The organism is Acinetobacter sp. 24-47-47 (assembly GCF_057737035.1).
On sequence record NZ_CM173216.1, the window covers coordinates 2,492,148 to 2,517,027 of the forward strand.

General features: G+C 40.0%; 23 protein-coding genes and 1 pseudogene. 13 read left to right on the plus strand and 11 right to left on the minus strand.

Annotated elements, in window-relative coordinates; genetic code table 11:
- Positions 1-33: 33 nt before the first annotated feature.
- Both AC1M9E_RS11665 and mazG read right to left on the minus strand, forming a co-directional pair.
- Positions 34-444 (minus strand): ComEA family DNA-binding protein, encoded by a 411-nt coding sequence (locus AC1M9E_RS11665; protein WP_481607827.1) that lies wholly within the window; start codon positions 442-444, stop codon positions 34-36.
- Positions 437-1,231, minus strand: coding sequence for a nucleoside triphosphate pyrophosphohydrolase (mazG, locus tag AC1M9E_RS11670; RefSeq protein WP_481607826.1), 795 nt, complete (start codon positions 1,229-1,231; stop codon positions 437-439). Before mazG ends, AC1M9E_RS11665 begins: the two co-directional genes overlap by 8 nt.
- A gap of 107 nt (positions 1,232-1,338) precedes the next feature.
- On the opposite strand from mazG, the gene AC1M9E_RS11675 reads away from it, so the two are divergent.
- Both AC1M9E_RS11675 and AC1M9E_RS11680 read left to right on the plus strand, forming a co-directional pair.
- Positions 1,339-2,115, plus strand: coding sequence for an SDR family oxidoreductase (locus tag AC1M9E_RS11675; protein WP_488224804.1), 777 nt, complete (start codon positions 1,339-1,341; stop codon positions 2,113-2,115).
- A gap of 79 nt (positions 2,116-2,194) precedes the next feature.
- On the plus strand, positions 2,195-2,626 hold the full coding sequence (locus AC1M9E_RS11680) for a hypothetical protein (RefSeq protein WP_481588708.1): 432 nt from the start codon (positions 2,195-2,197) through the stop codon (positions 2,624-2,626).
- A 55-nt stretch (positions 2,627-2,681) separates the two neighbouring features.
- Here AC1M9E_RS11680 and AC1M9E_RS11685 read toward each other — a convergent pair whose 3' ends face one another.
- The 4 genes from AC1M9E_RS11685 to cysM are packed head-to-tail and all read right to left on the minus strand — an operon-like array spanning position 2,682 to position 8,177.
- A complete protein-coding gene (locus tag AC1M9E_RS11685; protein WP_035265331.1) occupies positions 2,682-4,988 on the minus strand; it encodes a RelA/SpoT family protein in 2,307 nt (768 codons plus the stop codon).
- 53 nt (positions 4,989-5,041) lie between these two features.
- A complete protein-coding gene (gene rlmD / locus AC1M9E_RS11690; RefSeq protein WP_488224805.1) occupies positions 5,042-6,409 on the minus strand; it encodes a 23S rRNA (uracil(1939)-C(5))-methyltransferase RlmD in 1,368 nt (455 codons plus the stop codon).
- A gap of 9 nt (positions 6,410-6,418) precedes the next feature.
- Positions 6,419-7,240 (minus strand): 3'-5' exonuclease, encoded by an 822-nt coding sequence (locus AC1M9E_RS11695; RefSeq protein WP_035265329.1) that lies wholly within the window; start codon positions 7,238-7,240, stop codon positions 6,419-6,421.
- Between the two features lie 16 nt (positions 7,241-7,256).
- On the minus strand, positions 7,257-8,177 hold the full coding sequence (gene cysM, locus AC1M9E_RS11700; RefSeq protein ID WP_481588705.1) for a cysteine synthase CysM: 921 nt from the start codon (positions 8,175-8,177) through the stop codon (positions 7,257-7,259).
- Positions 8,178-8,328: 151 nt separating this feature from the next.
- Between cysM and AC1M9E_RS11705 the strand changes: the two genes are divergently transcribed.
- The 6 genes from AC1M9E_RS11705 (at position 8,329) to AC1M9E_RS11730 (ending at position 14,957) form a co-directional block, all read left to right on the plus strand.
- Complete coding sequence (locus AC1M9E_RS11705) at positions 8,329-11,133, plus strand: GacS-like sensor histidine kinase (protein ID WP_488224806.1); 2,805 nt, start codon at positions 8,329-8,331, stop codon at positions 11,131-11,133.
- A gap of 110 nt (positions 11,134-11,243) precedes the next feature.
- Positions 11,244-12,032 (plus strand): crotonase/enoyl-CoA hydratase family protein, encoded by a 789-nt coding sequence (locus tag AC1M9E_RS11710; protein ID WP_481607822.1) that lies wholly within the window; start codon positions 11,244-11,246, stop codon positions 12,030-12,032.
- Between the two features lie 35 nt (positions 12,033-12,067).
- Positions 12,068-12,943, plus strand: a complete 876-nt coding sequence (locus AC1M9E_RS11715; protein ID WP_481607847.1) for an NAD(P)-dependent oxidoreductase — start codon at positions 12,068-12,070, stop codon at positions 12,941-12,943.
- A gap of 12 nt (positions 12,944-12,955) precedes the next feature.
- Positions 12,956-13,729 carry a hydroxypyruvate isomerase family protein gene (locus AC1M9E_RS11720; RefSeq protein WP_481607821.1) on the plus strand — a complete coding sequence of 258 codons (774 nt, stop codon included), beginning with the start codon at positions 12,956-12,958 and terminating at the stop codon, positions 13,727-13,729.
- Positions 13,730-13,828: 99 nt separating this feature from the next.
- Positions 13,829-14,236, plus strand: a complete 408-nt coding sequence (gene rsfS / locus AC1M9E_RS11725) for a ribosome silencing factor (RefSeq protein WP_035265319.1) — start codon at positions 13,829-13,831, stop codon at positions 14,234-14,236.
- Positions 14,237-14,339: 103 nt separating this feature from the next.
- Positions 14,340-14,957, plus strand: coding sequence for a GNAT family N-acetyltransferase (locus AC1M9E_RS11730; protein WP_481590354.1), 618 nt, complete (start codon positions 14,340-14,342; stop codon positions 14,955-14,957).
- Between the two features lie 41 nt (positions 14,958-14,998).
- Here the strand turns inward: AC1M9E_RS11730 and AC1M9E_RS11735 are convergent, their stop codons facing one another.
- From AC1M9E_RS11735 to AC1M9E_RS11745, 3 genes are read right to left on the minus strand one after another with little or no spacing between them, the layout of a single operon-like run.
- Positions 14,999-16,444, minus strand: a complete 1,446-nt coding sequence (locus AC1M9E_RS11735; protein ID WP_488224807.1) for an NAD(P)(+) transhydrogenase (Re/Si-specific) subunit beta — start codon at positions 16,442-16,444, stop codon at positions 14,999-15,001.
- Between the two features lie 3 nt (positions 16,445-16,447).
- Positions 16,448-16,771: a proton-translocating transhydrogenase family protein gene (locus tag AC1M9E_RS11740; protein ID WP_035265316.1), complete on the minus strand. Its 324-nt coding sequence runs from the start codon at positions 16,769-16,771 to the stop codon at positions 16,448-16,450.
- 11 nt (positions 16,772-16,782) lie between these two features.
- On the minus strand, positions 16,783-17,910 hold the full coding sequence (locus AC1M9E_RS11745; protein WP_035265315.1) for a Re/Si-specific NAD(P)(+) transhydrogenase subunit alpha: 1,128 nt from the start codon (positions 17,908-17,910) through the stop codon (positions 16,783-16,785).
- 797 nt (positions 17,911-18,707) lie between these two features.
- Between AC1M9E_RS11745 and AC1M9E_RS11750 the strand changes: the two genes are divergently transcribed.
- Positions 18,708-19,631, plus strand: coding sequence for a DMT family transporter (locus AC1M9E_RS11750; protein WP_481607820.1), 924 nt, complete (start codon positions 18,708-18,710; stop codon positions 19,629-19,631).
- A gap of 53 nt (positions 19,632-19,684) precedes the next feature.
- On the opposite strand, the gene soxR is transcribed toward AC1M9E_RS11750, so the two are convergent.
- A complete protein-coding gene (soxR, locus tag AC1M9E_RS11755) occupies positions 19,685-20,185 on the minus strand; it encodes a redox-sensitive transcriptional activator SoxR (RefSeq protein ID WP_488224808.1) in 501 nt (166 codons plus the stop codon).
- Positions 20,186-20,251: 66 nt separating this feature from the next.
- On the opposite strand from soxR, the gene AC1M9E_RS11760 reads away from it, so the two are divergent.
- The 4 genes from AC1M9E_RS11760 (at position 20,252) to AC1M9E_RS11775 (ending at position 23,868) form a co-directional block, all read left to right on the plus strand.
- Positions 20,252-20,704: a RidA family protein gene (locus AC1M9E_RS11760; RefSeq protein ID WP_481607819.1), complete on the plus strand. Its 453-nt coding sequence runs from the start codon at positions 20,252-20,254 to the stop codon at positions 20,702-20,704.
- Positions 20,697-21,899, plus strand: a complete 1,203-nt coding sequence (locus AC1M9E_RS11765) for an MFS transporter (protein ID WP_481607818.1) — start codon at positions 20,697-20,699, stop codon at positions 21,897-21,899. Before AC1M9E_RS11760 ends, AC1M9E_RS11765 begins: the two co-directional genes overlap by 8 nt.
- Positions 21,900-22,052: 153 nt before the next feature.
- A complete protein-coding gene (locus AC1M9E_RS11770) occupies positions 22,053-23,222 on the plus strand; it encodes a zinc-binding dehydrogenase (protein WP_481607817.1) in 1,170 nt (389 codons plus the stop codon).
- Positions 23,223-23,376: 154 nt separating this feature from the next.
- Positions 23,377-23,868, plus strand: a complete 492-nt coding sequence (locus AC1M9E_RS11775) for a GFA family protein (protein ID WP_481607816.1) — start codon at positions 23,377-23,379, stop codon at positions 23,866-23,868.
- Positions 23,869-23,930: 62 nt separating this feature from the next.
- On the opposite strand, the pseudogene AC1M9E_RS11780 reads toward AC1M9E_RS11775, so the two are convergent.
- Positions 23,931-24,861: pseudogene (locus AC1M9E_RS11780) on the minus strand (IS5 family transposase).
- Positions 24,862-24,880 lie beyond the last annotated feature (19 nt).

A 24,880-nucleotide genomic window follows, 5' to 3' on the forward strand; every position in this document is an offset into this window, starting at 1 on the left:
CCCTTAGTACCATTCGTTCTCTATAAAAATGTGTTAGAGGGCTAACTGGTTGCGATTCTTTTCGATAAACTTGGGACCTATTCCTTTGACATTTTGAAGTTCATCTATTGACTTAAAACTGCCATGCTTTTGCCGATACTCAATAATTGCAGCAGCTTTCTTCTCACCCACTCCTTTAATCATTTGTAGTTCAACCATTGAAGCCGTATTAAGACGAACTTTAGTTGATTGCCCGACACCACCAGCTGCTTGCTTTGATGATGTATTTACGGCTGGTCGAGATAAATAATGGTTCGCACTTTGCCGGTTAAGTCGTTGATCATGAGCTTCTTGCTCTGCTTTCCATTTTAAGTAAGATTGATCAAACTGTTGTGGATATGCCGAACTGATTAAACTCACACATGCAGTAAATATCAGAAGAAGAAAAGAAATGATGCTATTCATGTTGAACCTGAATTTTATTGTTATGTCGCTTTAGATACACTTTTGCCTGATCCCACAATTGGTCCATTTCTTTGAGACTCATATTTTCAATGGGCGTATTTCTATTTTTTGCCTGCAACTCAATGTATGAAAAACGTTGTTTAAATTTGTGGATGGTTCCAAGTAGAGCCATCTCACTTGAAATGCCGATTTTACGTCCAACATTGATTAAAGAAAATAAACAATCTCCAAACTCTTCTTGTATTTCGTCGGAATTTTGATGGTTGAGGGCTTCTCTTAATTCAGATAACTCTTCATCTAACTTTTCATACGCCTGCTCAACATTTTCGAAATCAAATCCAATCTGAGCTACATTTTTTTGAATTTGCTCGGCTTGATCTAAGGCAGGACCCGCTTTAATTTCATCTAAACGTGATTTAGTTTTGTCTTTGTTCTCTTCAGCCTTAATTTTTTGCCAAAGTTCACTCACCTGCTGTTCATTCAGTTGTTCAAATTGAGCTGATTGAAAGACATGAGGATGTCTTCGAATCAACTTGTCGCACAACGTTTCCACCACATCATGAAAATTAAATGCTCCTTGCTCACTATACATTTGCGCTTGAAATACAACTTGCAGCAGAAGATCTCCTAATTCCTCTTTTACATGCGCTGTATTTTGTGATCGAACTGCTTCTTCAACCTCATAAGCTTCTTCAATCGCATAGCGAGTCAAGCTTTCAGGCGTTTGTTTTTGATCCCATGGACATTTCGCACGAAGCTCTTGCATGATATTTAAAAGTTTTTCCATGAAAGTTGATCTCTAGTGAATGATGAGTTTAAAGTTATTGTTGATTCAATGAACAATCTTATGCTCAACTAGGAACATAAAATGATGTAAAACAACAAGGATTTTCGATGACATCTAGCATTTTTATCAGTGGCGCAGCACAAGGGATTGGCGCAGCTACCGCAAAACTATTCTATCAGCAAGGTTATAAAGTCGGTATTTATGACATCAATCTCGAACAAGCTGAACAATTGGCTCAATCTTTAGGGCCAAATGCTAAAGCGGGTTTGCTAGATGTTTCCCAATACGACCAATGGCAAGGTGCTTTAACTGAGTTCAACGAATGGGCTGGTGAAATAAATATATTATTAAATAATGCTGGCATCTTATATTCAGGGGCATTCGAAAATACAGATATCTCATCGCATCATCGAACATTTAATATCAATGTTAACGGCGTTCTCAATGGCTGTCACGCTGCGCTCCCTTTCTTAAAACAGGCCTCCCACGCACGTATCATCAATATGTCCTCTGCTTCTGCTATCTATGGTCAAGCTGATTTAGTGTCCTATTCAGCAAGTAAATTTGCTGTTCGCGGCATTACAGAAGGTCTTGATGTTGAATGGCAAAAATATGGAATACGCGTATTAGACATCATGCCATTATTTGTTCAGACTGCCATGGTAAAAGGCATGGATGCGGGTACGATTCAAAATATAGGAGTCAGTCTCAGCGCCCAAGACGTTGCTCAGGAAATTTACCGTGTCGCTCGTTTAAAAAACCATCACTTAACCGTGACTCACCATACGGTTGGCATCAAAACTGAATTGATGTATCACCTGTCAAGATTTAGCCCTCAATTGATCAACAGAGTGACAAACTTAATATTAAGTAAAAAGAAATGACAAATTGGTCACATTTGTGTAATATTCTCTCGCCTCAACAGGGGCATTTATAACAATGCGTTACAAATGAGAATATATAATGAAAAAAATTTTAACTTTAGCTATCGCTACTGCTTTAACAACGACTCTTGCTCAAGCTGCGGGTGAACTACCAACGCATCAGCACTCAACTGCTGAACTCAAGGCAATGGATTGTGCAACACTAGCTGTTGAAAAAGCCAATGCTAAGCGTAACTTAGAAAATGCTGATAAAAATATTGCAGCTGCTGCAACCCAAACACCAGCTAAATCATTGAGCAAATGGGCGGGTATGGCAGGTAATGCATTATCTACTTTCGGTGGCAACTCAGAAAAAGCAACAAAGATGGGGCAAGTTGCAAACTCTGTAGCGGGTGAAAGTGATACTTCTGATGCTGCAAATATTCCATTACAGCAACAGATCAAAGCTGCATCACAAGCAAACATTGATAATATTGGAATCTATCAAGGTTCTAAAAAATGCAAAATCTGATTTAACGCTATTTGAGTGATCAGTCATAAAAAAGCCTGCTAAAGCAGGCTTTTTTTTAATTCCCTTGCACCAAACGTCTTGCGCTAATGATGCCTGGTTGCTGTTCCAATCGAGCCAACAAGCGAGACAATTGAGCCAAACCTTTGACCTCAATCAACAGCTTCATATTGGCAATACCATCCGCTTCGGAAATGGTATTCACTTGGCGAATATTAATCTGATCTGAAAAAATCACTTGGGTTAGATCCTTCAGCAGTCCTCGACGATCATAAGCCTCAACCACAATTTGGACACTCTGTCCTCTTGTCGGTTGCATTTCCCAATCTGCTTCAACAGCGCGTTCAGGTTCTTGGCTGATCATACGTACATAATCCGGACAAGCCACCTTATGAATACTCACCCCACGATTGAGTGTGATATATCCAGCAATCGACTCACCATGAACAGGCTGACAACATTGTGCAATATGTAGTTCAACATTATCCAAACCGTCAATCAGAATCCCATGCGCTGATAATGTATGACTCGCCCGTGGATTTAATGCTGGCTTCAGCACTAACTCAGGCTCATCTTGATCCAAGTGCATATGACGATTGACTTGATTAATCAATGCATGAAGACTGATATCTCCACTCACCAAGGATACAAGAATGTCCTCACCTGTTTTAACGTTAAAATGAGCACAATAATCACTCAAATCAATACTTTTTGGGTGAATTGCAAGACGTGATAATTCCTTGGTGAGAATCTCTCGACCGACTTCTAAGTTCTTACTACGGTCTTGCTGTCTGAACCAATGGCGCAACTTGTCTCTTGCACGTGCTGTCTTGATATAACCTAAAGAGTTCACCAACCAATCACGATTTGGCTCACGATCTTTCTTGGTCAAAATCTCGACTTGTTCACCTGTTTTTAATGTATAAGTCAGTGGAACATAACGTTGGTTTACACGTGCTGCATAACACTTGTTGCCAACCTCCGTATGCACATGGTATGCAAAATCTAAAACGGTTGAATTACGTGGTAATTCTTTGATGTCACCATCACGACTAAAAACATAAATTTTTTCAAAATCTTCAAAATCTTGAAGCTGATTGAAATTTTCAGTTTCGTCTTCATTCGGATGCGCACCTGCTTCATTTCGTTCTTGATAATGCTCAAGCACGGAACGTAAAGAGTGTAAACGATGATTAAATGAATAATCTGTAGTTTTCGCACCTTCTTTATAATTGAAATGAGAACAAACGCCTAACTCAGCTTCTTCATGCATTTCAGTGGTTCTGATTTGTATCTCTAAAGATTTATTTTCAGCAATCACTGCAGTATGTAAAGAGCGATAACCATTGGCTTTCGGGTTAGTGATGTAATCATCAAATTGATGGGGAATATGACGCCAGATTTGGTGTACGATCCCCAAAGCGTGATAACACTCAGATACATTTTGAACTAATACACGAACAGCTCGAATGTCATATAGCTGATCGAAACTTAAGTTCTTGCTTTTCATTTTTCGATAAATCGAATAAATGTGTTTCACACGACCTGAGATTTCAGCCTCAATGCCATGCTTCAACAACTCACTTTTCAGCTTATCGACCACGAATTGAATATATTGTTCGCGCTCTAAGCGTTTTTCATTGAGTAAAGATGCAATTTCTTTATAGCGCTCTGGTGCTAAATAACGGAACGCAAGATCTTCAAGTTCCCATTTTAACTGCGCGATACCAAGACGATGCGCCAAGGGCGAGTAAATGGTCAAAATTTCTCGTGCGACACGCTCTTGACGCTCTTTTGGAGAGTTTGCCAACTCACGCAAAGCCAGCGTACGCTCAGCCAACTTGATTAATACAACGCGAACATCCTCTGTTACTGAGATCAACATCTTGTAGATCCCAGTTAAATGTTCACGCTGATTATTATTGAAGTGATCTTCTAAACGTTTATTTTTTTCGATCAGCTCTGACAACTTACCCATTGCCAAAGTGCCTTTCACCAAATTGTAGACACTTTCACCAAAGCTTTTACGAATCTCCTCAAGCGACGTCATGCCCTCACGCACACTACGATAAAGCATCGCTGCTGACAAAGTATCTTCATCAACATGTAGGTGAGCCAAAATATCTGCCATACCTAAGCCAGTCGCGAAGGTATTGGTTTTATGATGGTGATCAGAAGTCAGTTCTTTTTTTAAAACACTAAGAGCGACTTCTTCTAATTTTTTAAGTTCTGCACCGTCTAAAATAATCCGCGCACGGTCTAGCCAAGTTGCTAAACCAAGTTGCGCTTCAGCGGCATGTTCTACAGTCGTTTCCTCAGACAACTCAGTCAGTCGTCCAGGTAACTGCTCACGTACTGTGACCATACCCTTCTCCTTTTTTAAATCTAATCTTCATTTTATTAAATCAACACTTAGCACTAGCTTTTTTCAAATAAAGCAATAGATTCAACATGGCCTGTATGACTGAACATATCCATCACACCAGCTTTCTTCAACTGATAACCATGTTGTACTAAAATCCCTGTATCACGTGCTAATGTAGCAGGATTACAGGAAACATAGACGATTTTTTTTGCACCAAAATTTGGCACATAGTGCATAATTTCTTCAGCTCCAGCGCGTGGTGGGTCTATTAAGAGTGCATCGAACCCTTGATTTGCCCAAGAATGTTGCGAAAAATCTTGCGTTAAATCCTGAGCATAAAATTTTACGTTTGTGATGCCGTTTTTCAGTGCATTTTCTGTCCCACGCATCACCATTTCCTCACTTCCCTCCACCGCGACGACCTCACCCCGTGTTACAGAACGTGCAAGTGGCAATGAGAAATTCCCTAGACCACAGAATAAATCAAGAACACGCTCATTTCCGCTCAGGTCAAGCAATTCACATGCCAGCTTCACCATTTGTGGATTAATGGTGGGGTTAACCTGAGTAAAGTCAGTCGGTTTAAAACCAAACGTCACGTTAAAATCCGGTAGTGAGTAATGTAATCGCTCAGATAGGTCACCATCCGCACGATGAACACTACTTACACCAGCTGGTTGCAAATAAAGCTGCCATGATCTTTCTAACGCAAATTCACGCAGTTGGTTGACATCATTTTGCAGTAATTTGTTGGTATGACGTATCAAAAGTGCAACCTCTTGATCTCCTTTCGCCAATTCGATATGACCTATATCTGCTTTTGCTTTTAGATTTTCAAGGAGTACCTTGAGGTGAGGTAACGCAGCATCTAGCTCTGCATCTAAAATTTTGCAGGTTTTAATTTCTATAAGCTGATTAGATTGAGCCTCACGAAAACCCATGACTAATTTATTTTTTTTAGCAATGTAGCGAACGCCAATACGAGCCTTGTGACGATAATCTTCACGTGTCGAACGCAATGGTTCTAGCCACGACTCTGGAAGAGCACCTGCAAAGTGGGTGAGATGCGACTCTAAAACTGATTGTTTTAAACGAATTTGTTCATCTAATTTTATGTGCTGCATATTACAGCCTCCACATTTTCCAAAATGTGGACAAACTGGCTGTGTACGAATTGGACTCGGCGCCCCAATCAACTGCACACAATCAGCTTCTTCTAATTTTTTTGCCTGATGGGTAATTTGAGCTTCTACTGTTTCTCCTGGCAGTGCAAAACGAATAAAAACCTTTTTACCCAATTTGTCTTGAGGATGTTCCTGTCCTTGAAAATGTGCGATCCCTCGCCCTTCATGTGAAAGTCTCTCAACTGTAAATGTATAACGAGGAAGTTGAGATGAGCGATGTGCGGCACGTTGTTTCAAAGAGATAACCTAATGTTGAGTTGATTTAAAATCAGAAGCGGTGAAGTCAGTTTTTTCAGCAGTTTCTTGCCAAATACGCAAAAATTCTGTTTGCTGGGGTTGACCTTGAAGATAATGAATCGTCGCTTGAATCCACAGACGATGATCTTCAGGCAAAATCTGTCCTTTTAACAATACATAGCGCAGATAGACTAACCATGTGTTTAAAACATCCCCTTCACAATAACTGGTTAATTCTATCCAATTATTGTTACGAACATATTCAGGGATAAAATAACCTGGTGTTCCGCGCTTACCCGGGTAACCGAGCATATAGGCGACATCATCCAGTTTTTGGAAGTGACGCGCATTAAACATTGCCATAAAATCCATCAAATCAATATGACGATGATGGTAACGATTCTGGTAGTTATTATAGCGCTTTTGTGTATCAATTTCGCCTTGATCAAACAGACTTGGCGCAGACAACCCATGATACATTGCTCTATACATAATAACAGGCAGATCAAATTGGGAGCCATTCCAACTGACTAAAGTCGGATTACGTTTATCAAAAATTGATAGAAATTTTTGTAAAATTTCAGGTTCTGAATAATGTTCACGACTGAATGAAAATAATTTCATTCCCGCCTTTTCATCAATCCATAGTCCTGAAATACAGACAATTTCATGCAAAGCAAGTCGCTGAAAGTCAGTGCCCGCTTCTTGACGTCTTAACTTACTCAGCGCTTGTTCAATACTATCTTCTGGTAAATCTAAGCCATATAGATGCGCTCCTGATTTAAGATCGGTCAATGTTTCAATATCAAACACTAAAACAGGTAAGCGCATATAGATTTACTCGAATTTATTGTTCATCTTCTACAGAGAATAACCCCGTAGAGAGATAACGATCACCACGATCACACACGATACATGCAATCACAGCACTAGGATGTTGTTCAGCGATTTTTATTGATGCCCAAACTGCACCACCAGAAGAAGTACCAGCACTAATTCCTTCCTTACGTGCCAATTGACGAGCCATTTTTTCAGCTTCAATTTGTGGAATATCCATAATTTGATCAACACGAGAAGCATCAAAAATCGTCGGTAAATATTCTTGAGGCCAACGGCGAATACCTGCAATATTCGACCCTTCAGATGGCTGTAGACCAATAATTTGAATATTTGGATTTTGTTCTTTGAGGTATTTTGAAATCCCCATGATGGTTCCCGTTGTTCCCATCGAACTTACAAAATGCGTAATTTTACCGCCAGTTTGTTGCCAAATTTCTGGACCAGTTGTCAAATAGTGTGCTTGGACATTGTCTGGATTACCAAATTGATTGAGTACTAAACCTAGACCATCTTTTTCCATTTGCAATGCGATATCACGAGCTTCTTCCATATTCTCGGATTCAATAAGCTCAGCACCATACGCACGCATTGCATCTTTGCGCTCTTGACTAGAGCTTGCAGGCATAATCAATTTCATTTTATAGCCACGCATTGCCGCAACCATGGCTAATGCAATACCTGTGTTACCGCTAGTCGCTTCGATCAGCGTATCACCTGGCTTAATGTCACCACGTTTTTCAGCTTGCATGATCATGTTATATGCTGGGCGATCTTTGACAGAGCCCGCTGGATTATTACCTTCCAGTTTTGCCAATACAGTCGCTTGAGTATGACTTGCCAGACGCTGTAACCTAACCAATGGGGTTTTACCCACATAGTGGTCTAATAAAAAATCGTCTGATTGAAAATCTACTTGTGTATTACTCATTATTTGCACCTATATTGAGGTGCAGGTATTGTATGAAAAAAAGTATCTCACTGCATCAATTTCAAAGGCTTTTTAATGAGGGTGATTAAAGCACCATCATTTTTTTAAAGCGTGCTAATATTCCTAACATGGGGAATGAGTCACTCTGCACATGTCGAATTTGAATAAAAAAATCTTCAATCGCTTAAAACTAAACCATGCTTATGGGCAATTGATTGCCCTTATTTTTGTCCCCATTGCAGTACTGGCAAGCGTCGGCTCTGCACTGGTGCTCACAGAAACCTCCAATTCTGCAAAATCAGAACAACGCTTTGCCGCAAATGCAATTTTAAGTCGTTATAAATACACGACAGAAAACCTACTTATTGCGCTAGAAAACAATCCCTCACAAGCGCAACAAGACCGCGCTAAAAGCATCTTACAAAAGATGTTTAATGAAAAATATTTACTCAGTGTCGCAGTCCTAGACCAACAACAAAAACCATATTTTGGGTTAGGCTATCGCAATGAAAAACCTTGGCCTAGCTTCCCGACCAATGTACAAACATTTGGTCCGATTAAAGATCAACATAATCATATTTATGGCTTAGCATTAAATACGCCTGATCAAAGTAAAAAATGGCTTGTTATCGAGCTAGATAATCAACCTCTAGCCATTTCTCAATATCGTGTTTTCATTGTACTGATCACGACGGGTTTGTTGACACTTTTACTCTTATTACTGTGCTTGAACTTTTATTCACGACGTTGGATTGCGCCTATGTACGAAATACGTATGCAATTACAGCGACTCAATGCAGACACACTCGACCAACACATGGTCATCAATAGTACTGGCGAGTTAAGGTTACTCCAACGTGATATTGCGAATGTCGTGAAGCGTCTACATTTCAGCTTTTTAGAGCTGAAGGAACATACCGAGCAGACCGAAGACGATTTAAGACGTACGCTTGATACACTTGAAGTGCAAAATATTACTTATAAACAAGCACGCGATCAGGCCATTTCATCCAATCAGGCAAAATCTGTTTTTCTTGCCAATATCAGTCATGAATTGCGTACCCCGCTGAATAGTATCGATGGTTTTATTCACTTGTTATTGCGCCAAGAGAATCTCAGCAATGATCAAAGCCTGTATTTGCAAACGATTCGCAAATCCTCTGCACATCTTTTAGCACTGATCAATGATGTCTTAGACTTTTCAAAAATTGATGCCGGTAAACTTGAATTAGAAACCGCATCATTTGATTTAGAAGAAGCGATCTTCGATGTTATGGACATGTTGTCGCCATTAGCCGCCCAAAAAAATATCGATATGGCCTTCTACTATGCCGATAACATTCCAAAGTATGTGATTGGCGATGCTTTACGTTGTAAACAGATTTTGACTAACCTGATTTCAAATGCCATCAAATTCACTCCTGATGGTGAAATTATTGTACGTGTTCGCATGGAGCATGACGATCTAGAACATTGCCTATTGCATTTCAGTGTTCAAGATAGTGGTATTGGATTAAGTGGTACAGATCGTAAACGGTTATTTGAATCATTTTCTCAAGGCGATGCTTCCGTTACTCGTCAATTTGGTGGCACAGGTTTAGGGTTAGCAATCTCAAAACAATTGGTTAATCTGATGCATGGCCAAATTGGCTTTGAAGATAACCAAGAACGCGCCCCAACTGAAAAGGGTTCAACATTCTGGTTTACTGCGAAATTTGCGGTTGATGAATATGAAATTATTCATCCGCAATTCCATGACATGCGTGTCATCTCCTATTTAGCCCACCCTGCAACTGCGAATGTTTTACGTCATTATTTAGAAAATTATGGTGTTGAACACACAGAAGCTCAATCCATTCTAGATTTATTCAGCCGTCTAAACGGTTTGACACATCAACCTGAAAATACGTGGTTGATTGTAGATCACAGTGGTGATCCAGAGGCTTTATTAAAAGAGATTCGCGGACGTTATCAAGGTCACTTAGCCGTATATGGCTATCAGATGGCACTCGACCTCAACATGTTGAATGAATACAAAGCGAGGCCACTGTATCAACCTCTGAGCCGCTCATCATTAATTCAGCTCTTGGAAAATCAGCCAATATTTGAAGTTGAACCTCATGATAACTTTAAAGCCCTTAATTTACATGTACTTGCAGTAGACGATCATCTACCAAACTTAATCGTTTTAGAAGCTTTGCTCGGCGAAATTAATGTTCAAACAACTAAAGCGCAAAGTGGACAAGAGGCACTACAAATTTTACAACAACAGATTCAAAATGATGAAAAGCCGTTTGATCTGATATTTATGGACATTCAAATGCCAGTGATGTCTGGCATCGATACGACTCGTGCGATCAGATCGTTAGAATCCACCATCGAGGGACGTCACACACCAATCATTGCACTCACAGCACATGCTTTAGCAGATGAGAAACAAAAATTACTTAAAGTCGGCATGGATGACTATGTCACCAAACCAATCCAAATGGATCAGATTATTCAAATTCTGACCCATTGGAGCAGTGATAAGTTTATTCATCCAATTAAATCCCAAGAAAAAACTTTACGTATCGAAACCTTAGATCATCAGGTTTTAGATTGGAAACAGTGCGTTCAATTGGCAGCGAATAAAGAAGATTTAGCACAAGATTTATTGAAGATGCTGGTAGATAGTTTCCCAAATGAACTTGCTGAAATAGAACAACTCATCGAACTTGAAGATTATCCGCAGCTCGAACATGTATTACACCGTTTATATGGGGCAACACGCTACGTCGGCACTCCGAATTTACAAAGCATCACAGGTGAATTTGAACAGTTCGTTTCAACGCTGCGTAAAGAGCGTAGAAAAGCAGATGAGCAATTTATTGAAAATGTGATGAAACGGCTGGATGAATTAAAAGATGCGATTGTACAAGTAAAAGAAGCAGCCGAGTCTATTTTGAATCATTAATAGACGATCAACGCACTGTATTAGGCAATACGTGATGACTCTACTGTCACGACAGTCTATTTTGGACATGTTATGCTTAAAACAAGAAACAATAAACTCGAGTCACAATAATGGCTGTCATACGTGTAGAAAAAAATAATGGAATTGCGACGGTTTTTCTGAATCGTCCCGACAAACGTAACGCGATGAGCTTTCAACTTTTGAAAGAGTTGGTGCAAGTCGCAAAAAAAATTAAATCTGATCGTACTATCCGCTGTGTGATTCTCACTGGTGAAGCCAACGTATTTAGTGCAGGTATTGATTTAACAGACCTGAATAATCCACAAAATCGTGCTTATGCCGCATGGGAACTCATTAAACCTGGTCAAAGTCTATTTCAAAAAGCTTTTTTAATCTGGCAAGAACTCCCTGTTCCAGTCATTGCAGCTATTGACGGGTATTGCTTCGGTGCAGGTATGCAATTGGCTTTAGCGGCTGATATTCGAATTGCTCACCCCAATACCCAAATGTCGATCATGGAAACCCGTTGGGGCTTAGTTCCAGATATGGGGTTAACGCGCTCAATCAAAGGTATTATTGGAGTCGACCTAGCCAAAGAATTATCATTAACAGCACGTGTATTTGATGGTGAATATGCCAAAGTAATTGGATTGATCACGCATGTTGATGACAAGCCGATGCAAAAAGCTCAACAGCTTGCCGAAGAAATGTTGCAACGCTCACCAGATGCCTTAGCCGCAGTCAAACAAGTCTTAGATGCAATGGAACACGCACCCAAAAAATCACTTCGTCTTGAGAAAATTTGGCAACTCAAATTACTCCTTGGCAAAAACAGTCAAATCGCGCGTAAAAAAGATAAAAATCCAGATTTGGAATTTTTACCACGTCAATTTAAATAAATTGGTTTTCAAACTTAGATCAGGGATTAGCTTCAATAATGATTAACGGTCAAACTAAAATCGCGTTCTTAGGTATGGGTTTAATGGGTAGCAGAATGGCGACTCGATTGATACAGGCTGGGTTTTACACTGCTGTCTGGAACCGAAGTCCAAACGCATGTGAGCCGTTAATCCAGCTTGGCGCACATCCCCTTCAACTCTCTGAGATAGCACAATTTGATCTGATCCTAACTTGTTTAGCCGATGACAATGCGGTAGAGGCTGTTTTTTCTCAAATTGAATCACTGATTCAACCCGAGCAGATTATTGTGGACTTCTCGAGTCTATCTGTGGATAAAACTAAAAATCTTGCACAACGTGCAACTGCTAAATCAGCGCATTGGATAGATTCTCCTGTGTCAGGTGGAACAGCTGGTGCTGAAAATGGCAGTTTAGTTATTTTTGCTGGCGGACCATCGAGCATCATCGAATCTTTACAACCAATGTATCAAGTTCTTTCACAGCGTATAACCTGTATGGGTGGAACTGGAACAGGACAAGCCACCAAAATTTGTAATCAACTGATCGTTGCTGCAAATAGCACACTTATCGCAGAAGCTGTTGCTTTAGCAGATCAGGCGGGTGTTGATACTCAACTGCTTGCACCCGCCTTAGCAGGTGGATTCGCCGACTCTAAACCTTTTCAAATTTTAACACCACGTATGGCAACGCATGAGTTTGAGCCTGTGCAATGGAAAGTTCAGACCCTGTCTAAAGATTTAAATAACGCCTTGAGTTTGGCTCGACAATTTGACCTTAATATTCCTGTCGCTCAACAAGCCTTAGAACAATTGAAAGCGCATCAATCCAATGGCTTTTCTGAATCAGACCTTGCCTCAGTCATTCTGCAAGTTGAACAAAACAATAAATAGGTCGCATTCAATATGAAGCTCGCTGTTAATTTATCGATGATCTTTACAGAAGTTCCACTCATTGAACGCTTTGCGCTAGCTGCTGAATATGGATTCCAACATGTAGAAATTCAATTTCCATATGAGCTGAGTATTGAGCAAATTCAGCATGAACTTAATGAACATCAACTTAGCTTGTGTCTCATCAACGTTCCTGCCGGAGATTTAATGCAAGGCGGATGCGGATTAGCAAGTATCCCAAGTAAAACTGATGAATTTAAACAAGCTGTTGACTTAGCGATTGAATATGCATGCTCACTCAATATACCTCGAGTGAATATTTTGGCTGGTAAGCAACCAGATAATGTTGAATATCAGGTCTGCTATGAAACCTTGGTCTCAAATCTTAAATATGTCAGCGAGATCCTCACAGCGCATGGGATTCAACCCGTTTTTGAGATGATTAATGGCTTTGATATGCCAAATTTCATGATTCAAACAATACATCAAGCCAAAGAGTTACTGAAAGACGTCAATCATCCAGCTTTAAAAATGCAATTCGATTGCTATCACATGGCTAGAATGCAAGAAGACCTGATTCTGTCACTCAAAGAAAATATGCAACACATTGGGCATATCCAATTTGCAGATGTACCAGGTCGACATGAACCACACACAGGGACAATTAATTATCCCGCTATTTTTGAATGCATTGCAAATTGCATGTATGAAGGATTTGTCGCAGCCGAATATCGCCCCCAATCTCATTCAAGAGATTCTTTCGAATGGAAAAATAAACTTCTTTAATATCACAATCTTGTAGTATAAAATTTGTTCAAAGTTTGAATTTTCAAGCAGAAAGCGCTATAGTGAAAGATGAGTTATAGTCAGGAAAATACACTTCTCATGAATTTAGAACCATCGCCCGGCGCTTCTAATTCTCACGAACTCTCTTTGAATTCTCCAAAACAAGACGTTCAAGCTTGCTTAAAAGTTGTTCAAGAAGCATTGCTTGACGTTAAAGCAAAAGAAATCACAACGATTGATGTTAGCGAAGTGAGCAATGTTGCAGATGCAATTGTCATTGCTTCAGGTACTTCTACACGTCACGTGAAAGCGCTTGCAAACAACGTCGCTGATGAAGCACGTAAAGCAGGTTTTCGCCCTATCGGTATTGAAGGCGAAAGCGATGCAGAATGGATCCTTGTTGATCTTGGCACTGTTGTAGTACATCTGATGTTACCTACAGCACGTAAGTTTTATGATCTAGAAAACTTATGGCGTAATGCTTCAACTACAGATTCTGTAGCATAAACATATTAAAGCGACCTTCTTGGTCGCTTTTTTATACTGTGCAGTTTAAATTTATAACAATAAAGCCAACAAAAAAGAACTCACTAATTTGGTTTACCTTGATATGACCATGATAAAAGCCACAAGAACAGATCACGATGCACTAGTAGAAACATTAATGCAATCCTTTTGGAACGAAGAGTTTTGCAACTGGGCGATCCAAGCTGAAAAACTGAGTTTCCAACAAAAACATGAAAAACTTGAGCAATTCTTTAGTATTCAATTGAAAGATATCGCTCAACCATATGATGAAGTCTATACCAATCCCGATCGCTCAGTTGCTGCACTTTGGATTCCGCCAAATCAGTGGGATTTAAACCTCATTCAGCAGGTTAAACTACTCCCTCAATTAACGAAGATTATCGGTTTAAGACAACTGGTGAAATTTATTCACATCATTAATCTGGTGCAGAAACATCATCCCAGTGAGGCGCATTATTATTTACAACTCATAGGTGTAAGTCCTGACCACCAAGGACAAGGCTTAGCCAGCAAAGTCTTAACACCTATTCTCACCAAGAGCGATCAACACGGTATCCCATGTTATTTAGAAACTGCAACACCAAGCAATGTTGGACTCTATCGTCATTATGGATTTGAAGTGATCTTTCACCTTCGGGATCTGCCCTACGATGCACCTGAAATTTGGGGAATGTGGCGAAAACCTACACATGAAAAATAAAAAAACCACCCGAAGGTGGTTTTTTTAAAACAGTCTATAAATTAGTGACCTGTACCATTAATGGCTTTCGTCATATCTTCAACAACTTTCTTCGCATCACCAAAGATCATCATTGTTTTGTCGTTATAGAACAAGTCATTATCAAGACCCGCATAACCTGTCGCCATAGAGCGCTTGATCACCATAATGGTACGAGCTTTATGTGCTTCAAGAATAGGCATACCATAAATTGGCGAGTTTGGATCATCTTTCGCTGCAGGGTTAACGACGTCATTCGCACCGATGACCAACACCACATCTGTTGCTGGGAAGTCTGAGTTAATCTCATCCATCTCTAAGATGTCTTCGTACGGAACATCTGCTTCAGCTAAAAGGACGTTCATGTGACCAGGCATACGACCTGCCACTGGGTGAATCGCAAAACGTACAGTTACACCTTGCTCTTTCAATAAATTTGCAAGCTCTTTCACCGCATTTTGAGCACGACCTTGCGCCATACCATAACCCGGTACAATTACAACACTGTCTGCATTTGACATTAAGAAACCAGCATCGTCAGCAGAACCAGAACGGTAGTTGCGTTGAACTGCTGCACCAGCTGCTGCTGTCGGTGCTGCAGCACCACCCATTGCACCACCAAACAATACGTTGATGATTGAACGGTTCATTGCTTTACACATAATATAAGACAGAATTGCACCTGACGAACCTACAAGCGAACCTGCAACAATTAACATGTTGTTTTCAAGCGTAAAACCAATCCCTGCTGCCGCCCATCCAGAGAATGAGTTAAGCAAAGACACCACAACTGGCATATCACCACCACCAACAGGCGCAATCCATATCCAACCAAAGGCTAAAGCAAGTGCTGTCATTGCCCAGAACGAGGTCATGTTACCCGTCAAGAAGAAGTTAATCCCTGCTGCTAGCATAGCAATAAAAATCAAAGCTTGAACAGGTTTAACCCATGCACCTGAAATCGTTTTTGCCCATTTCTTTGCCGCCAATTTACCATAAGCAAATACCGATGCAGTGAATGTAATGGCACCAACGAAACATCCTACGAATAATTCGAATAAATGTACGCGACTCATTTCATGGAAGTTCACACCATTTGCAGCCAGTAAGTCTGGCCCAAGCTCGACAAGCTTGTTGTTGTGAATAATTGCAGCGATCGCAATCAACACTGCAGCAAGACCCACGAGTGAGTGCATGAGAGCAACTGTTTCTGGCATTTGTGTCATAGGCACTGTACGAGCTCGAGCAATACCAACAATCGCACCCAATACCATTGCACCGACAATCATCCATACCACAGGATTATCAGCAACAAAGAAAGTTGTTAACACGGCGATTGCCATTGCAATCATACCGTAACGGTTACCTGCAATTGCTGTCTTAGGACCAGACAAGCCACGCAAAGTTAAGATAAAAAGAACGGCACCGATTAGGTAAAACCAATCCGCATACTCACGAATAAATTCCATGTATTAACCCTCTTTTTTCTTTTGCTTTGGCTTAAACATTTCAAGCATACGAGCGGTTACAGCGAAGCCACCGAAAATATTAATGCTTGCTAAGAAAACAGCGATCGCACCTAATACACTCACCACATTGATGGTTTGAAAATCAACAGCCCCCTCAACACCCATAACAGGTAGACCAACAGTTTGGATCATCGCACCGACAATAATAATTGAAGACAATGCATTCGTTACGGCCATCAGCGGCGTATGAAGCGCAGGTGTCACTCCCCAAACAACGTAATAACCTACGAAGATTGCGAGGACAAAAATTGTAATAGTTTCAACCATGATCAGTCTCCTTAACCACGCTTCAACAGCACTTGACCACCATGAGTGACAAGCAATGCTTTTTGGATTTCATCTTCTTGATTAATGCTGTAGTTTTTATCTTGATCAAAAAGCGTTTCAACAAAGTTATAAACGTTACGTGCATATAGCGCTGAAGCTTCTGTAGAAACGGTCGCTGGAATATTTGGAATACCCAAAATTTTCACGCCATTATCAGTCACAACAGTTTCACCGCATTTTGAGCCTTCAACGTTACCGCCAGTTTCAACTGCCATATCGAGGATGACTGAACCTGGTTTCATTTTGGCAACTGTTTCAGCTTTAATTAAGCGCGGTGCATCACGACCTGGTAAAAGCGCCGTCGTGATCACGATGTCAGCATTCGATACCGCTTTGTCTACAATTGCAGCTTGGTCTTTAATATATTGTTCACCAGGCATCCAACCATAACCATTTTTTGCAGCTTCATCGGCACGCGCTTGCTCTTCTGCTGACATTGGTACGTCTAACCATTTACCGCCTAAAGATTCAACTTGATCTTTGGCTGTTGGACGTAAGTCTGTCGCTTCAACAATAGCACCTAAACGTTTGGCTGTTGCAATCGCTTGTAAGCCTGCTACACCAACACCCATAATGACTACACGAGCTGGTTTAACCGTACCCGCCGCTGTCATTAACATTGGGAACATACGTTGGTACTCTGCCGCCGCAAGAAGCACAGATTTATAACCTGCCAAGTTTGCTTGTGATGACAAAACGTCCATATTTTGGGCACGAGATAACGTACGTGGTAATAACTCAAGTGCAAATGCAGACACTTGCTGAGCAGCGAATTGATCAAGTTCCGTATTACGGTACGGATCAAACATCGCAACCACTGTGGTGTTTGGGGCTAATTTTTGTATTTCTTCGCCTTTAGGTGCGCGAACTTTTAAAACCAATTGACTGCCGGTATAAGCATCATCAACAATTTTTGCACCAACCTGTTCATAGGCACTATCAATATAAGCAGCTTTAACACCTGCATTACGTTGGATAACGACACTGTGACCAGCACCAATTAACTTCTTTACTGTTTCTGGTGTCGCAGCTACACGACTTTCACCAACTACAGTTTCGGTAGGGATTCCGATCTGCATGAGCATTCCTCAAGCTAATTTTTCTTAAAGTAGATATCGCATTCCTGCGATATACCCCTGGATGTATTCATGTGAATTTTTTGGATTCTAATTGAACTTTTTTAAATTACCACCCAATATTTATTTAATAAATACCCTCATTTTGAACTCATGATTCACGATCATCACAAAATTTCATGGTACTTGATCTATCATTTTCATAAAAAATAGTTCCAGTTTCGTTTAATTTTCGATCCATTTTTTAACAAAAAAGAAACTTTTTTCTAATTTATCGTCAGTATAGGGAGCTTGACTTTATTAAGCTTTGATCATTCTGACATTTTTTAGCTTTCTTTTTATCCCTTTTGATTGTGTTAAAGCGCCGTGCATGTCACATTTTTAGTTGCTTCTTTCATTCTCATAAATTTCAATTTGCCGAATTGACAAAAAATCAGACTAATCGATTCAAATTCTCACGATATTCTTAAAAATTATAAATAAGACAAAATTTAGATAAATCTAGGTTTACACATTGGGCTTAGATTTTGGCTGAACATGAAATACAAGATGACAGATTCTTGAAAAGAATGCTTACAAACCGTGCAAAAAAAATTTGAAATATTTTTTTGATGTATTTTTTGGGTTGATAGACCACTGTTTTTTTCATATTACGCACCACAATGATGCATTTAAACAAAAAATCAAAACGCCTTATGTCGCTAGGTAGGTGATTTAGCGAAAATTAGAGATTGAATTTTAGAGCTTACAATGAAGATTGGCTTATACTTCCATTACTTAAAAATTGATTTTTAACATTTATGGTACTTAAGCTGACTCCCACTCAGTTAGGGAGTTTATGTGCGCTGTTGGCAGCATTCTTGTTTAGTAGTAAAGCGATCTTAATCAAACAAGCTTATGCAGTTTCTGAAGATGTTGATGCAACATTGCTGGTTGCCTTAAGGATGCTCAGTGCCTTACCCGTTTTTCTTTTTATTTGTTGGTTGAACCGACACCGTAATCGTGGATTTTCAGCGCAGGATTGGGCCCTACTCCTCGTTGCTGGTTTGATTGGATATTATTTTTCAAGTTGGCTCGATTTTATGAGTCTGATGTACATCAGTGCCTCTTTGGAGCGTATTATCCTATTTCTATATCCTACCATGACAGTAATTGCATCAAGTGTAATTTTCAAACATCCTCTTTCACTGAAGACTATTTTTGCAATTGGACTAAGTTATGGCGGCACGCTTATGGTGATGCTCCAAGAACAAAGCAATGTGCCTCATGAAAGTAATTTTTGGCTAGGTGTGAGTTTAGTTTTCGCAAGCGCGATTTGCTTTGCGAGTTATCTATTGATGACTCCAAAATTAATTCAAAAATTTGGATCGTGGAATTTTACGGGCTTAGCGATGTCTATCGCCTGCTTAGGGACGATTCTTCACTATTTTATTGCTCAGCCAAGCCCTGTATCCAATATCCTTGAACAACCCATGGAAGTAATCGGATATGGTGTTGCATTAGGCATTGGGGTAACGGTGATTCCAACTATTCTCATTGCGCAAAGTATTGCTCGTTTAGGTGCTTCTCAAACAGCCATGATTGGTTCACTTGGTCCAATTCTGACCATTATATTGGCAACTATCTTTTTAGGGGAATCAATGAATATGATTCAATGGTTTGGTTGTGCGCTGAATATATTGGGTGTGATGATGATTACGCTTTCCAAAACTAAACTGAAATAAAGACAACATTAACCTCACAGTTCAAATTTCAAAATAATGCTTCACGATGAAACTTAGTCTTCATAGTGAATTTCTATTTTCCCTTGATCATCGTCAAATTTAATGTCGAGTGGAACAAAGTGGGAACCCGACGATGTAGCCCCCATTTGATCATTTTCATTTCTTAGTGGGCATTCAGTTAAAGATAAGCACCCACAACCAATGCACCAATCCAGTTGTTGACGAAGTTGAAGCATATTTAAAATTTTTTGATCTAAAATTTTCTGCCACGCACTTGATAATGCGGTCCAATCTGATTTAGTCGCGGTTTTATTCTTAGGGAGTATGTTAAATGCTTGCTTCACTTCAGAGAGTGAAATCCCTACCTGCTGTGCCACTTTGATGATGGCAATCCTCCTCAGCATATATCGAGGATATCGCCGTTGATTTCCTTCCGTCCGCACACTCCAAATAAGTGCTTTGTCTTCATAAAATCTGAGTGCTGCGACCGATACACCACTTCGAGCAGCTAACGCGCCTATACTGAGCCACTGTTGTAATTTTTGTTCTTCCATGCTCTTGACCTCAAGTTAAGTTGAGCTTTCATAATTCTTTTCTAAGCTTAATCCAGAGAAGATAGAATGACAAAACCAAATAAGCCAACGTTTAGTTTAACCACTAAAAATCCGCCTCAGCTTTATTCCCCAAGGCAATTTGCATATAGCCACATCTGTGAGGTCAAACACTTCAACACAGTCGTTCATATATCAGGTCAAGGTGGTGAAAATGCCGACGGACATTATTCCACTGATTATGCAGAACAACTCAACCAAGTCTTCGAAAATCTCAAAATTGCTCTCAGCTATGCACATATCGACTTTTATAACATTGCTGTTCTAAGCGTATTGATTGTCAATTTTGACCAACAAAAACATCACCTGTTAAATCTGAAAATGAATACAATATGGAAAGATCAAAATTTCCCAGCATGCACACTAATCCCTGTGTCTCGCTTGGCATTAGACGCCATGCAAATTGAAATCGAGGCCACAGCTTACTGCTCCTCATCCTCTGAGCCATTTATTCATGTATAACGATCTTGACAATTTAAATAAAAAAGACATCACGAATGACACTGCTTTACTTTGGTTGATGGCCATTGCTTGTGGTATTTGTGCAGGCGCTAATTATTATTCGCAGCCCTTAATTCACTCTGTTCAACTTTACTTTAATGCCCCTGCAACAGATGTGGCATTAACTGTCACTTTGGCTCAAGTCTCTTATGCTGTCGGACTGCTTTTTATCGTACCACTTGGTGATATTCTCAATAAAACGAAATTAATCCCATTTTTAATGTTCTTTGCAGCAGTGGGATTATTTATTTGTGCTTTTTCGCTCAACCTTTATATGTTATGGGCTGGCACAATTATCACTGGGCTTTTCTCGGTTGCAGCACAAATTTTGATTCCGTTTGCCACGATGGCGGTTCGACCAGAACGAACAGGCGAAGTTGTCGGGTTACTGATGAGCGGATTATTGGTGGGTATTTTGATTTCGACCAGTTTAGCTGGTTTGTTATCCAACTTATTTAATTGGCAGCTCATTTATATCGTCAGTGGAATTTTGATGTTAATGGTCGCTGTGGTACTTAATATTCGTCTGCCTTATATTCCTAGCTCTAAAATTAGTTATTTTGCTGTATTTAAATCCATGGGGTTGCTACTTAAAGAAGAGCCTCGTTTAATCTATCGCTCTATCATTGGTGCCTTTGCATTTGCAACGATGAGCATCCTCTTCTCGACCATTTCTATTTTACTTAAATCCTCTTTTTCTCTTGAAGATGTCATGGTGGGTTTAGTCACTTTGGTTGGCGTATTTGGCGCCTTGTCCACCAAGAAAATTGGTAAGATCGCCGATCGTGGTTACGTCAAACAAATCACTTGGTTTGGCATTTTAATCCTAGGTAGCGCATGGATATTCCTTTATTTAGGTGCATTCTATTTAAGTTGCTATATCATCGGTTTTGGACTGATGAATCTCGGTCTAGCATTGGTGCATAGTAGCAACCAGAATGTGATTTTTAATTTAAGACCGGATGCTAAATCTCGTGTAAATTCACTTTATATGACCAGCTATTTTATTGGTGGCGCAAGTGGTTCCGCGCTAGGAATTTATGCTTGGGATCATGGTGGATGGGCAATGGCGTGTATCGTAGGATTAATCTTGGTCAGTTGTACAGCACTATTCACGCTAGTGGATCAACGTTATCATCGAACCCAACTAAGCTAACTCATAAAATATGCATGTTAAGCCTCTATAAATGGAGGCTTTTTCACTAATTTAGCCTCTGCAGTCATCATTCAGTCCTCTAAAGCTGTGTATCTCTTGTGCGTAATCACACACACTGTTCACTATCATTATAAAAAATATTCGTGAACAAGAATGAAAGCAGTTGTATGTCATCAAAATGAATTAACACTTGAAGATGTCAGCCATCTAACACCATCACAAGGACAAACTTTATTAGAAGTTGTGCGATGTGGTATTTGTGGCAGTGATTTACATATGCAACATAGTTGTGACCACATGCATGAACTTACGGCTAAAGTGGGTCTAAAAGGTGTTGCAAAGTCAACAGACCGTTTTGTCATGGGGCATGAATTTTGCGGTCGTGTTCTAGATTATGGTCCTAAAACTAGAAAAAAATTTAAAACAGATACCTTAGTTTGTGCGATGCCACTATTGAAAGTTGATCAGTGGGGTTATCAAGCGACTGGTCTTTCCCCTCAAGCTTCTGGTGGTTATGCCGAACAAATCTTGGTGCAATCTCAACTCATGTTTGCGGTGCCAAATGGATTACATCCCGATCTTGCGGCAATGACCGAGCCAATGGCGGTAGCTTTACATGCAGTACGTCGGAGCAGAATAAAGAAATCAGAACCCGCAATTGTTATTGGTTGTGGTCCAGTAGGCTTAGGTGTCATTTTAATGCTCAAAGCGATTGGTGTGAAAAAAATTATTGCCAGTGACTTTTCACCAAATCGCCGTAGGCTGGCTCAACTTTGTGGTGCAGATGTCGTCATTGATCCTAAACAATCATCGCCTTTTGAGAGTTGGAAAGAATACGGTTTATTGGGTGATGCTTCTGAAGCGATTAACTATGGAATCGGTATTTTTGAAAAGATACAGTCTATGCATATTCCATGGTGGCATGCGTGGCGTGTGGCTGACAAATTAGGTGCTTTACCCAAACGTCCTGTGATTTTTGAGTGTGTCGGGATGCCAGGCATCCTTCAACAGATTATTAACGGTGCGCCATTATTTTCTAAAATTATCGGTGTGGGTGTATGTATGCAATCCGACAGCATCGAACCCGCTTTGGCTTTAAACAAAGAAATCGAAATCCAGTTTGTGATTGGTTATACGCCACTTGAGTTCAGAGATGCGCTCCATATGATCGCTGAAGGTCAAATTGATTGTTCTCCTCTGATAACGGGCGTTGTAGGTCTTGCAGGAGTCAAAGATGCTTGTCAGGCCTTAGGTGATCCTGAACAACACGCTAAAATTTTGGTCGACCCCAAAAAGACCGGATCTGATATCAGTGCACTTTAGATAATCTTTAGGTTCTATACGACATAAGTGCTCAGCGATTTTTTTACTATGGGGCTCAAACTTGATCAGAGTCCCTTATTCATCCTGCGTGATACTCAATCGAACTTTAAAATTTTAATTTCATCTATGAATAGATCTTAAACAAGGAAGTTTTATGTCAAATTTAAATCACATGCCTTTCAATGTTGAAGCAAGTTGTTCTTGTGGCGCAAATACTTTTCGCTTTTCTCATGCGCCCATCGCACATTTTATTTGTCACTGCCAAGTTTGCCAAGAATATACAAGTAAGGCATTTTCAGATGTTTTAGTATTCTTGAAACAAGATGTTTGTGATTTAAATATTAAACAGACTACTTTTAAACGTTTGAAGTCACCACCCAATATCCGTCGTGGGATATGCAAACAATGTCAGTCCCCTTCTATTGAATTTGGAATATTAGATCAGTTGGTATTTATTCCTAAATGGAACTTAAAAAACTTCTCGCAAGTTCCCCCTGAAAATATGCATATTTTTTACCATCGTCGTGTGCAAGATGTAGCTGATGATTTGCCAAAATATAATGGTTTTATCCAGAGTCAAACTCAAGCAGCTAAGTTTATTTTAAAAGGGCTTAAAGAGCGAATATTCTCTTTAAATGAACATTAAAGTTTAGATTGGCTTTGTTGCACAAAGATTTGAAAGGCAAAGCGCCCCTAATTGAGCCAAATTTAAGGCGTAACTTGGGTAAGTGGTCGACCTAATTCCGTAAATCTGTTGAGGACTGCTACACGTGCATGAACCTCATTGACTTGGCTATCAAAGCTCCTTGCACTGAGTTTATCTCCTAATAATTTGATGCAGTGCATTTTAGTCTCAACCAAACTTCGGCGATGATAGCCTGACCATTTTTTCCATAGTGTCCTACCTAAACGTTTAACTGTTCGAAGTAATTCATTTCGCTCTAGCGAGCTGCTCTTTGTATCTTTCCATGGTTTCGCATTTTTTCTAGGTGGAATCACCGCATGCGCTTGCCGATCTGCAATGGCCTGACGGCATTACTTGGTGTCATAAGCTCCATCGGTATAAACAGAGTCAATCAGCTCATCTTGTGGAATCTGATCAAGTAAATCACCAAGTACCTGTGAATCACTGATATTATTGGTTGTGAGCTGAATAGCACGTATTTGAAGAGTTTCAGCATCTATAGCAATATGTAGCATACGCCATTGGCGACGATATTCAGGTCCATGTCTTGCGTTTCCATTCGCCCTCACCTAGAAACTTCAAGCCTGTAGAGTCCATGAGTAGATGCAGCCCATAGCTACTTTTTTGGTAGCTGATTGCAATATCAATATACTTTTGTCTTCTACAAAGCGTACTGTAATCTGGCGCTGTCCAATTTAATCCGCAAAGTTTAATCAGACTTTGCACAAAGCCAGTGACCATACGTAAAGACAGACGAAATAAGGATTTAATCATTAAGCAGCATTGGATGGCTGCGTCGGAGTAGGTTTTATTTCGTCCTTGTTTGCCTTTTGATAGAGCATACCATTGCGTAGTAGGATCAAACCAAATGGCAATATTTCCGCGATTAATGAGTGCTCGGATATATGCGGGCCAATTGGTTGTGCGGTAGATTTTGTGTGTAGGCTTCTTCATTTGAAAATTATATGGCTGA

What these genes read in the sequence shown, in the direction of transcription:
- AC1M9E_RS11665 (WP_481607827.1), bottom strand. Translation starts at nt 444, where the DNA reads ATGAATAGCATCATTTCTTTTCTTCTTCTGATATTTACTGCATGTGTG.
- mazG (WP_481607826.1), bottom strand. Translation starts at nt 1,231, where the DNA reads ATGGAAAAACTTTTAAATATCATGCAAGAGCTTCGTGCGAAATGTCCA.
- AC1M9E_RS11675 (WP_488224804.1), top strand. Translation starts at nt 1,339, where the DNA reads ATGACATCTAGCATTTTTATCAGTGGCGCAGCACAAGGGATTGGCGCA.
- AC1M9E_RS11680 (WP_481588708.1), top strand. Translation starts at nt 2,195, where the DNA reads ATGAAAAAAATTTTAACTTTAGCTATCGCTACTGCTTTAACAACGACT.
- AC1M9E_RS11685 (WP_035265331.1), bottom strand. Translation starts at nt 4,988, where the DNA reads ATGGTCACAGTACGTGAGCAGTTACCTGGACGACTGACTGAGTTGTCT.
- AC1M9E_RS11695 (WP_035265329.1), bottom strand. Translation starts at nt 7,240, where the DNA reads ATGCGCTTACCTGTTTTAGTGTTTGATATTGAAACATTGACCGATCTT.
- cysM (WP_481588705.1), bottom strand. Translation starts at nt 8,177, where the DNA reads ATGAGTAATACACAAGTAGATTTTCAATCAGACGATTTTTTATTAGAC.
- AC1M9E_RS11705 (WP_488224806.1), top strand. Translation starts at nt 8,329, where the DNA reads ATGTCGAATTTGAATAAAAAAATCTTCAATCGCTTAAAACTAAACCAT.
- AC1M9E_RS11710 (WP_481607822.1), top strand. Translation starts at nt 11,244, where the DNA reads ATGGCTGTCATACGTGTAGAAAAAAATAATGGAATTGCGACGGTTTTT.
- AC1M9E_RS11720 (WP_481607821.1), top strand. Translation starts at nt 12,956, where the DNA reads ATGAAGCTCGCTGTTAATTTATCGATGATCTTTACAGAAGTTCCACTC.
- rsfS (WP_035265319.1), top strand. Translation starts at nt 13,829, where the DNA reads ATGAATTTAGAACCATCGCCCGGCGCTTCTAATTCTCACGAACTCTCT.
- AC1M9E_RS11730 (WP_481590354.1), top strand. Translation starts at nt 14,340, where the DNA reads ATGACCATGATAAAAGCCACAAGAACAGATCACGATGCACTAGTAGAA.
- AC1M9E_RS11735 (WP_488224807.1), bottom strand. Translation starts at nt 16,444, where the DNA reads ATGGAATTTATTCGTGAGTATGCGGATTGGTTTTACCTAATCGGTGCC.
- AC1M9E_RS11740 (WP_035265316.1), bottom strand. Translation starts at nt 16,771, where the DNA reads ATGGTTGAAACTATTACAATTTTTGTCCTCGCAATCTTCGTAGGTTAT.
- AC1M9E_RS11745 (WP_035265315.1), bottom strand. Translation starts at nt 17,910, where the DNA reads ATGCAGATCGGAATCCCTACCGAAACTGTAGTTGGTGAAAGTCGTGTA.
- AC1M9E_RS11750 (WP_481607820.1), top strand. Translation starts at nt 18,708, where the DNA reads ATGGTACTTAAGCTGACTCCCACTCAGTTAGGGAGTTTATGTGCGCTG.
- soxR (WP_488224808.1), bottom strand. Translation starts at nt 20,185, where the DNA reads ATGGAAGAACAAAAATTACAACAGTGGCTCAGTATAGGCGCGTTAGCT.
- AC1M9E_RS11760 (WP_481607819.1), top strand. Translation starts at nt 20,252, where the DNA reads ATGACAAAACCAAATAAGCCAACGTTTAGTTTAACCACTAAAAATCCG.
- AC1M9E_RS11765 (WP_481607818.1), top strand. Translation starts at nt 20,697, where the DNA reads ATGTATAACGATCTTGACAATTTAAATAAAAAAGACATCACGAATGAC.
- AC1M9E_RS11770 (WP_481607817.1), top strand. Translation starts at nt 22,053, where the DNA reads ATGAAAGCAGTTGTATGTCATCAAAATGAATTAACACTTGAAGATGTC.
- AC1M9E_RS11775 (WP_481607816.1), top strand. Translation starts at nt 23,377, where the DNA reads ATGTCAAATTTAAATCACATGCCTTTCAATGTTGAAGCAAGTTGTTCT.